Here is a 6,563-nt window from a genome sequence, read left to right as displayed (position 1 = left end):
GGCGCCTGCATGATCCCCCAAGGGCTCGGCATGCTGAAGGAGATGTTCCCGCCCCGGGAACTGCAGGCAGCCTTCGGTGCGATGGGCCCGTTCATAGGGTCTGCGTAGTTTCGGCCGTGAATCCAACGAAGTAGGGCCTGACCTGCACTTACAGGAAGATGATTCAGTCTGGACCGCCGGGCCTGCTGCGAAGAAACCACAGGTCAGAGGCAGCTTCGTTGGATTTTCCGCGATTGCTACCGGGACCCCAGGAACGGGGCGGGGGCGAAGCCCGGCAGGATGACGGTCTTGCCGCCGCGCAGCCACAGCGGCAGCACGAACACGCCGCTGGCATGGATGAGGCTGGCGGCGTGCAGCATCACATCGTCCCCGGTGACCGGAAGAAGGTTGAGGAGCACTTTGCGGCAGATCCCCGCGTAGGACGCCTGGGTGTGCTGGGCAGCCTTGAGGGTGCCGGCGGTGCCCGAGGTGAACAGGGTCAGGATGACGTCGTCGGGCTCGACCGCGACGTCGGGCAGGGTCACCGATGCCTTTCCGGCGCGCTCCATCAGGGTGGGCTTGTCGGCCAGGGCGGTCTCCAGGCCGACGAAGGCGACTTCGGGGAGGGCTGCGGCCAGCTCGCGGGCGCGGTCGGTGAGGTCGGAGCCGAACACCACGACCTCGCAGCGGGTCTCGCGCAGCATCGCGGTGTGCTCGGCGGTCGACAGTCGCGCGTTGAGCGGGACCCGGTTGATGCCGGCCTTCACGCAGGCGAAGTCGACCGGGACGCTCAGCAGGCTGTTGTTCACCAGCAGACCGGCGCGGCGCCGGTGCCCGCCGCCTACCTCGGCCAATGCGTGGGCCAGGCGGTTGCTCAGCTCGTCGACTTCGGCGAAGGTCAGCTCGTTCTCGCCGAACACGACCGCCGTGCGCTCGGCGTGCGCTCGGCGTGCTGCCGTGTGCCGCGGGCGATGAGTTCTCGGGTGGTGGGGCTCATGGGGTGGTCTCCTCTCGGGTGAAAACTCCGTGCCTGCCGGCGCCCGCGGCGAAGCGGGCGGCGCCGGCCACGCCTTCGGCCTCGACGATGGGGACGCCCGCCGCGCCCTCGGCGCGCAGTGCCTCGGCCAGGGGCAGGTCCAGGGCGGCGTAAGTGGAGGCCCGGTCGGCCAGGACGCAGCCGAACGGGAACGCCGCGATCTGCTTGGCCAGCTCACGGGCCGCCTCGACCGCACTGCCCGGCTCGACGACTCGGTTGGCCAGGCCGATCGCCAGGGCCTCGTCGGCCTTCACCGGCCGTCCGGTGAGGATCAGGTCCAGGGCACGGCCCAGCCCGACGATCCGCGGCAGCCGGACCGTGCCGCCGTCGATGAGCGGTACGCCCCAGCGTCGGCAGAACACCCCCAGCACCGCGTCGGACTCCACCACCCGCAGGTCGGCCAACAGTGCCAGCTCCAGCCCGCCCGCCACCGCGTGCCCGCCGATCGCGGCGATCAGCGGCTTGCTCAGCGCCATCCGGGTCGGCCCCATCGGGCCGCCGCCGCCCCCTTCGGGGTCGAGCTCGTTGCGCCGCTCGGGGTCGCCGACAGCGGTCAGGTCGGCGCCCGCGCAGAACGTCCCGCCGCTGCCCGCCAGGATCGCGACCCGCTGGTCCGGGTCGGCCTCGAACTCCTCGAACGCCGCCCGCAGCTCTGCGGCCATGGCCCCGTCGACGGCGTTGCGCCGGTCCGGCCGGTCCATCCAGATCGTGGTGATCGAGCCCTCGATCTCGACCCTCGCGTCGCCCATCTCTACCTCCGGCACGTCACGGCCTTCGCGGCCCTACAGTGGGGAACGGACCCAAGTTATAACGCGCTTTGGAAAATCCTGTTTAGGAGCTGTTGCAAATGACGGAGCTGACGGCTCGCAAGCTGCTGCTCGACCTGGCCACTGCCCGGCCCACCACCCGGTTCTCCATCGCCGCGCTGTGCCGAGCGGGCGAGATCGTCGGGCTCAGCGCCCCCAGCATCCGGATGGCCGCCACCCGCCTGCACGACGAAGGCGTCCTGGAGCGCGACGGCCGCGGCAGCTACACCCTCCACCCCGGCGCCCTGCCCATCTACCCCCACGTGCGGGACTGGTCCACCCGCCACACCACCCGCATCTCCTGGACCGGCGCCTGGGCCGCCGTCGACAACTCCACCACCGCCCGCACCGACCGCGCGGTCCTGCGCCACCACCATCGCACCCTCGACCTCCTCGGCTTCCGGCCCTGGCGAGGTGCCCTGCACGTCCGCCCCGACAACCTCACCGGCGGCATCGACGCCCTACGCGCCACCCTTCGCAACACCGGCATGGCCCCTGGCGCCGCGGTCTTCGGCATCCACCACCTCGACCCCGCCGACGACGCCGAACTCCGCGGTCTATGGGATGCCGAAGCCCTAGTCGGCCGGCTGGAACGGACCGCCGCCGCTCTGACCGACAGCCACGACCGCCTACCGGCCCTCGCTCCTGAGGAGTTTGCCCACGAATCCCTTCTCCTCGGCAGCCAGGCCATCGCCACGATCCTCCACGACCCGCTGCTGCCCGACGACCTGTGCGACCCGCGCCCCCGGCGCCGCCTCGTCGAACTCACCCGGGCCTACCAGGACACCGCCCAGAGGATCTGGGGACGCCTCCTTGAGCTCGACGACCCCCAGCCAACCGCCGAAGCCATCACCGACGACAAAGCCGCCTGTGGGACATCGACACCGGCCACGACCTCATGATCATCGAACTTCGGGCCGTCGCCGACGCGCTCCTTGCCACCGCAGCCACCTGAGCCGCCAGGGCTCACTAGTGCACCATCCTCTTGTCGACAGTAAGGCATGAACCGGAACGTAGGCCCCGCTACCAGGGCGAACCCGGCCCGTCACCGAACCGGAACCAAGATCGCAGCCTTACCACTGATTCCTGCACCAATCCTCCTCGCAGGCCAAGTACGCCGGAAGGGGGCCGCGCGGGCGCGGATGTACTGGATAAGGGGTTGTTATCTGCTACGTCGCGGTGGCCGTCATCCCGGAGGCCTGCCGCCCGCCACCTCGGCAGGTTGCGTGAGGTGCGCACGTTATCCGATGCCTCGGCGGGCCGAAAGCGGCCTTGCATGAGAGGCCGGATTCCCGCATCAGGTGCGGTCACGTCCAGCGAAGTGGTGTATGAGTTGATCTCCGCGTGATCCTGTTTCTGCAGGTTAAGCGGTAAGTGTCTGCGGAATGGGTTTCTGCTGCGGTGTGTCGCCCGCGATGACCCGCATTCGAGCTTTCGCCAGGACATCCAGTCCCATGTAGCGACGGGCCTCGGTCCACTCGTCGGTCTGCTCGGCCAAAACCGCACCGACAAGACGGACGATCGAGCCGCGGGCGGGGAAGATCCCGACCACGTCGGTGCGGCGGCGGATCTCCTTGTTCAACCGTTCCTGCGGGTTGTTCGACCAGATCTGCTTCCAGATCTCCCGGGGGAAGGCGGCGAAGGCCAGCAGTTCTTCCCGGGCGGCGTCCAGATGCTCGCACGCGGCCGGATACTTGGCCTCCAGCGCCTCGATCACCCAGGCGTGCTGGGTGCGCACCTGCTCGGCGGCGGGCTGGTCGAAGATGGTGCGCACCAGGGTCGCCACCCATGGCTGCGCCGATTTCGGGACGGTGGTGAGCAGGTTGCGCAGGTAGTGAGTGCGACAGCGCTGCCAGCAGGCCCCCGGCAACGTCGCGCCGATCGCTCCGACCAGACCGGTGTGGGCGTCGGAGATGACCAGCTGCACCCCGCTCAGCCCGCGGGCGACCAGGCCGCGCAGGAACGCCAGCCAGCCGGCGCCGTCCTCGGCCGAGGTGACCTCCAACCCCAAGATCTCCCGGTTGCCGTTGGCGTTGACGGCGGTGGCCACCAGCACGTGCACGTTGATGATTCGCCCGCCCTCGCGGACCTTCTGCGTCAGCGCGTCCAGCCACACGAACGCGTACGGCCCGGTGTCCAGGGCGCGGGTGCGGAAGGCCTCCACCTGGGTGTCGAGTACCTTGGCCATCTCGCTGACCTGGCTTTTGGAGATGTGTTTGATGCCGAGTTGTTCGACCAGCTTGTCCACCCGCCGGGTGGAGACCCCGAGCAGGTAGCTGGTGGCCACCACGCTGATCAGGGCTTGCTCGGCCCGGCGCCTGCGTTCCAGTAGCCAGTGGGGGAAGTAGGAGCCTGAGCGTAGTTTCGGGATGGCGAGCTCGACGGTGTGGCTGTTGCCTTTTCGGTACGGCCTGATTCGAGGCCGCTTGGATGGTCGAGCAGCCGGTGCCGAGTGGATTGGCGCATGGTCAGCCTGCTGGTCGGAGCCGGTAGCGGTGGGGCCGGGACGTTGGTGAGTCCACGGGGTGTCGCCGCCGTTCAGGTGGTGAGTGCGGCTGAGCGTCGGGCCGGGTCCAGGCGGCAGAGCTTGCCGAGGTTGAGCACCATGGCGGCGAAGGTGAGCTCGGCTTGGCAGGCGGCCAGGCCCCGGCGAGCGAAGCGCCGCAGAGCGGTGCGGTCCTTGAGGTGACCGTTGACGGGCTCGACGGTGGCGCCTCGTCGTTTATAGAGGGCTGCGCCTTCCTCGGTAGCCAGGCGGTGGACCATGACGGTGGCCGGGTCGGCGTCCTCGGGTAGCGAGTCACAGTGCTGGCCAGGCTGGGGCAGGGCTCCACTCTTGCCGGGGGCGATGAGCCGATCAGGGCCCGGAGCGGTGAGGTTGTCCTGGGTCCAATAGCCAGCATCGAACAGCAGGGTGCCGATCCAGTCAGCCAGACAAGGACAGCCCGTGTCTCCGCAGCCGCGAAGGTGATCGCGGCTGCCGCGCACCGCTGAGACCGCGATGCAGCATCCGCCCATTTCCGGGCATTGCCGACGACATCGTTCCTGGTGAACCAGCAGTGCCGCGGTGACCGCTGCTTGACTCATCGGTCGCAGTTGCCGCCGGTCGTTGGCGTCCTGAACCACCTCGGGGCTGAGGATCAGTCCGTCGTCGCTCACCGCAAGCTGGGCGTTATAGCCCTGAATGGCGCCGCCGTTGCGGTCGTGCATCAGACGGCTGTCGGGATCGGTGACGTTGCGCCGTGCAACCGGACGCTCGTCCTTGGTCGTGATGCCACGTGGCCCGTGCCTGCCGCCACCCGGCACCGGTGAGAGATCGGCCTGCCCGCACTCGGGAGGCGGTGAAGCCCGCCCCGCTCGAGCGGCCACGAGTTCCTGTTCTGCGCGAGCAACCCACCGCTTGGCGCGGGCCACCTCCCGGCCCCGATTCTCATCGAAGCTGAACGGTCCGAGATGCGGCTTGAGTCCCTCACCGGCCTCGAACCGCCGGATCCGCTCGCGCATTACCGCGATCTGTTCCCGTTTGGCCGCGACCTCCTCGGCCAGCCGGCCTTGGGCGGCCTGCAGTCGAGCTTCGGCGATCGCCACGGGATCGGCTCCGGCCGGACGAGACCCCACATCACTTCGGCCGGCTCGGGTCGCCTCGATGAACGCGCGTTCCTTGGCAGCTGCGGACTCGGCGTCCAGACCTCGCTCGGCCTCCTCTGCGATCACCTCGGCCAGTGCCCGCTTGAGCCGTTCTTCCCGGTCGCGCCGTCCCCGCAGCCGCTGTGGTGTCTCATCACCGCGCTCGCCCGGCCCTAACGCGGCGTCTTCGTCCGCGTCCTCTGTCGCAGCCCGCGCGAGGATCTCATCGACTTGCTGCTGCAGCCATTGTCTGCGGCACGTGGCTTTCTTCGATGCGTCCGCGGCGATCTTCGTGCCGTCCACGGCGATGATGCCCAGCCGCCCCAAGCCGGCCTTCGCGCAGATCAGCAGCACCTGGGTGAACAGATCCCTCACTGAGTCCTGGTGCCGCTGCCGGAACCGAGCGATCACCGTGTGATCGGGCACCATCAGCCCGCAGATCACCCGCATCGCGACATCCGTCCGGCACAGCCGCTCGATCTGCCGCGACGACCGTACTCCAGCCGAGTACGCGTAGATCAGCAGCGACAGCAGCATCCGAGGATCGTAAGCGCGGCGACCGGGCCCGGCTTGCGCATACCGAGCCTCCAACGCCGTGACGTCCAGATGCTCGACTACCTCGAGCAGCACCCACACCACGTGATCGTCGGGAAGCCACTCGCGCATATCCACCGGCAGCAGAAACTGCTGATCCCGATCAATCCGTCGGAAACCCCTCGCCACCCGCCCATCCAACGATCATCCAGGCCACCGACTCCGCCGCTTCGGAAGATCGTGTTCAAAAAGCAACAGCCACGGTGCCGGCTCGGGTGTCCCAGTCGCGGCTTCGGTAGCCGTTGCGCCGGTTGGTGCGCTCGTCGCTGCGGGTGCCGTACTCGGCGCCGCACAGGCTGTCGGCCTCGGCCGACATCAACGTCTCGGCCATGGTCTTCACCATGGATCGCAACAGATCCGGGTCTTGGTGCTCGATCTGCTCCGCCAGCCAGGTCGCGGGGTCCACACTGTTGTTCACGGCCATCGCTTTCTTCTCCTTCGATCTTGTACTTCGCACTCGAAGGATCACGCGATGGCCGTCCTCATTTCACGGCGCCACGCCCACTAGCTGGGGAAACTCG

General features: G+C 68.6%; 3 protein-coding genes and 3 pseudogenes. 1 reads left to right on the top strand and 5 read right to left on the bottom strand.

Translation table 11 applies throughout. The features are described 5' to 3' along the window. Positions 1–236: 236 nt before the first annotated feature. A pseudogene (locus ABZ260_RS43910) lies at positions 237–914 on the bottom strand (AMP-binding protein); the annotation flags it as partial. 58 nt (positions 915–972) lie between these two features. Then, positions 973–1,779 carry a crotonase/enoyl-CoA hydratase family protein gene (locus ABZ260_RS43905; RefSeq protein ID WP_355629846.1) on the bottom strand — a complete coding sequence of 269 codons (807 nt, stop codon included), beginning with the start codon at positions 1,777–1,779 and terminating at the stop codon, positions 973–975. A gap of 83 nt (positions 1,780–1,862) precedes the next feature. On the opposite strand from ABZ260_RS43905, the gene ABZ260_RS43900 reads away from it, so the two are divergent. Then, on the top strand, positions 1,863–2,723 hold the full coding sequence (locus tag ABZ260_RS43900) for a hypothetical protein (protein ID WP_355629843.1): 861 nt from the start codon (positions 1,863–1,865) through the stop codon (positions 2,721–2,723). A gap of 461 nt (positions 2,724–3,184) precedes the next feature. Here the strand turns inward: ABZ260_RS43900 and ABZ260_RS43895 are convergent. From ABZ260_RS43895 to ABZ260_RS43885, 3 genes and pseudogenes are all read right to left on the bottom strand, one after another. Then, positions 3,185–4,207: pseudogene (locus ABZ260_RS43895) on the bottom strand (IS256 family transposase); the annotation flags it as partial. Positions 4,208–4,359: 152 nt separating this feature from the next. Continuing rightward, positions 4,360–6,171 (bottom strand): transposase, encoded by a 1,812-nt coding sequence (locus ABZ260_RS43890; RefSeq protein WP_355629841.1) that lies wholly within the window; start codon positions 6,169–6,171, stop codon positions 4,360–4,362. Between the two features lie 61 nt (positions 6,172–6,232). Beyond that, positions 6,233–6,466 (bottom strand): annotated as a pseudogene (locus ABZ260_RS43885) (transposase); the annotation flags it as partial. Positions 6,467–6,563: the final 97 nt, after the last annotated feature.

Source organism: Streptosporangium sp. NPDC006013 (assembly GCF_040614275.1).
Classification (GTDB): domain Bacteria; phylum Actinomycetota; class Actinomycetes; order Streptosporangiales; family Streptosporangiaceae; genus Streptosporangium.
The sequence above is the reverse complement of the archived record's forward strand: the minus strand, read 5'-3'. Positions and strand labels throughout refer to the sequence as shown.